2 protein-coding genes are annotated in these 3,200 nt (G+C 73.2%); both read right to left on the bottom strand.

Features of this window, described 5'->3' with window-relative positions; genetic code table 11:
* A partial coding sequence (locus AAH979_RS42740) for an amino acid adenylation domain-containing protein (protein ID WP_346263824.1) occupies positions 1-2,642 on the bottom strand: 2,642 nt, incomplete at its 3' end.
* Positions 2,639-3,200, bottom strand: a 562-nt coding sequence (locus AAH979_RS42745) for a phosphopantetheine-binding protein (protein WP_346263825.1), incomplete at its 5' end; no start/stop codon positions are given. The genes AAH979_RS42740 and AAH979_RS42745, both read right to left, overlap by 4 nt.

Genomic DNA, 3,200 nt, shown 5'->3' on the forward strand with positions numbered 1-3,200 from the left:
GCCGCGAACGGGTCCGGCACGAACCGCTGCGCGGTCAGCTCCGGCCGCTTGAGGTAGCCCCGCGCCACGCCGGGACCACCGACGTGGATCTCGCCGGGCACCCCGACCGGGACCAGGTTGCCGTACTGGTCGAGGAGGTAGATCCGCAGGTCGCCGAGGGGGTACCCGACCGGGTTGCCCGGGTCGGTGATGTCCTGCGGGCGTACCTGGTGGAAGCTGGAGTGCACCGTCGTCTCGGTGATGCCGTACATGTTGAGCAGGGCCGGGCGGTCCAGGCCGAACCGGTCGGTCCAGGGCGCCAGCTCGGCCATCTCCAGCTTCTCGCCGGCGAAGACCACGGCCCGCAGCTCCAGGGCGGCGAGCCGGGGATCGTCGTCCCGGGCGAACCCGACCAGGCTGCGGAACGCCGACGGGGTCTGGTTGAGCACCGTGACCCGCTCGGCGACCAGCAGCTCCAGGAACTCGTCCGGCAGCCGGGTCACCTCGCGCGGCACCACCACCAGGCGACCGCCGTAGAGCAGCGCGCCCCAGAGTTCCCAGACGGAGACGTCGAAGGCGTACGAGTGGAACAGCAGCCAGACGTCGTCGGCGGAGAACCGGTAATGGGTCTCGCCGACGGTCAGCAGCCGGAGCACGTTGGCGTGGGTCAGGCAGACGCCCTTGGGCCACCCCGTCGACCCCGACGTGTAGATCACGTAGATCAGGTTCTCCGGGCCGGAGCGCGAAACCGGGTTCTCCGCCGGCAGCCCCGACAGGTCCTCCTCGTCCAGGTTGACCACGGCACCGGCGGAGAAGCCGGCGACCGTCCCGGCCAGCGACGACTGCGTCACGATCACCGACGCGCCCGCGTCACCGACCATGAAGCCGAGCCGGTCCACCGGCTGCGCCGGATCCAGCGGCAGGTACGCCGCACCGGACTTCAGCACCCCGAGCAGGGTCGGGACCAGGTCGATGCCCCGCTCCAGGCAGACCCCGACCAGGGACTCGGGCCCGGCGCCGAGCGCGCGGAGCCGGTGCGCCAGCCGGTTCGCCCGGGCGTTCACCTCGGCGTACGTCAGCGAGACACCCTCGAAGGTCACCGCCACGGCCTCCGGGGCGGCCGCCACCCGCTCCTCGAAGACCTGGTGCACGGTCCGGGTCGGCGGCACCGCGTCGATCCGGAACGGGTCGGCGACCCCGGTGACCTCGGCCCGCTCGGCGTCGTCCAGCAGGTCGACCGCGGAAAGCGCCCGACCCGGATCGGCGACGGCGGCCTGCAGCAGCCGGACCAGGTGCCCACCCATCCGCCGCATGGTGGACCCGTCGAAGAGCGCGGTCGCGTACTCCAGGTGGGCCCGCAGCCCGCCGTCGGCGCCCTCCTGGATCTGGAGCGTCACGTCGAATCGGGAGACCTGGGAGAGCGCGTCCAGCGGGGAGACCGCCAGCCCCGGCATCGCGTACCCGCCGGCGCCCGCCTCGTGCATGGTGAAGGCGACCTGGAACAGCGGGGTACGGGACATGTCCCGCTCCGGCTGGAGCTCGTCGACGAGCTGCCCGAACGGCACCTCCTGGTGGTCGAAGGCGGCCAGCACGGTCTGCCGGTTGGCGGCCAGCAGCTCGCCGAAGGTGATGTCGGAGTCCCACCGGGCCCGCATCACCAGGCTGTTGATGCCGTAGCCGATCAGCCGGGACAGCTCGGGCCGGTTGCGCCCGGACACCACCGTGCCGACCGGGATGTCGGTGCCGCCGGTGTACCGGGACAGCAGCGCCTGGTAGCCGGTGAGCAGCACCATGAACAGGGTCGCGTCGTGCCGCTGGGCGAGGTCGCGGAGCTGGCCGCCGAGCCCGGCCGGCAGCTCCACCTCGACCACCGCACCGGCCCAGTCCCGGGTCGCCGGGCGGGGCCGGTCCGCCGGCAGGTCCAGCGGCGGCACCCCGGCAAGCTGCCGCCGCCAGTAGTCCAGATGCCGCTGGTGCTCCGCCTGCGAGCGGTTCCGCTCCCAGGCGGCGTAGTCGGCGTACTGCACCGGCAGCGGGGCGAGGGTGCTGGGGCGGCCGGCGAGTGCGGCCGCGTACAGCTCGCTGAGTTCCTCGGCGAAGACCCCGACCGACCAGGCGTCGCAGGCGATGTGGTGGAAGACCACGACCAGCAGGTGGTCGTCGTCGGCCAGCCGGACCAGCCGGGCCCGTACCGGCCACTGGGTGGCCAGGTCGAACGGGATCGACGGCTCCTCGGCGGCCCGCTCGAAGCCCCGGCGCTCCCGCTCCGCCTCGGGCAGGTCGGTCAGGTCCGACACCGCCAGCCGCACCGGACCGGCCGGGTCGATCACCTGGATCGGCTCGCCCGCGACCAGCGCGTACCGGGTACGCAGGATCTCGTGCCGGCCGACCAGCTCGGTCAGCGCCCGGCGCAGCGCGGCGGAGTCCAGCGGGCCGCGCAGCCGCAGCGCGAGCGGCACCAGGTACTCCCAGCTACCCGGGTCCAGCCGGCTCAGGAACCACATCTGCTGCTGCCCGAAGGAGAGCGGCAGCGGTCCGTTCCGGTCCACCCGGGTCAGCGCCGCGCGCCGGGCGCCGCGCAGCCGCCCGGCGAGCCGGGCCCGCAGCAGTTCCTCCCGGGCCGTCTCGACACTGCGCTCGATCGTGCCTTCGCCCGTGCTCATCCCTTTTGCTCCTTCAGCAACGCCAGGCCGGCCAGCAGGTCGGATTCGGAAAGCTCGTCGATCTCGGCGCGGATCCGCTCCTCGACCGCCTCGGCGATCCGCGCGATCGTGGGCCGCTCGAAGACGGTCCGCACCGGTAGGTCGATCTCGAACTCCTCCTGAATCCGGGAGGCCAGCCGGACCGCGAGGATCGAGTGGCCGCCGACGGTGAAGAAGTTCGTCTGGGTACCGGCGTCGACGTCGAGCAGCTCGGCCCAGATCTCGGCGATCCGCTCCTCGACCGGGCCCTGCGGCGCGACGTGGCCCGCCGCGTCCAGCTCGGCGACGGTCCGGGCCGGGGTCGGCAGCGCGCGGCGGTCGAGCTTGCCGTTGGCGGTGAGCGGAATCTTCGCCAGCGGCACGAACACGCCCGGCACCATGTAGTCGGGCAGCCGGCTGCCGCAGTGGCCAGTCAGCTCCGGGACGACCGGCGGGTTGTCGGCATCGGGTACGTAGTAGGCGACGATCCTGGGCTGGCCCGGCTCCGGCTCGTCGGTCCGCACCACCGCGTCCCGGACC

This window comes from Plantactinospora sp. ZYX-F-223 (genome assembly GCF_039649625.1).
Lineage (GTDB): Bacteria > Actinomycetota > Actinomycetes > Mycobacteriales > Micromonosporaceae > Plantactinospora.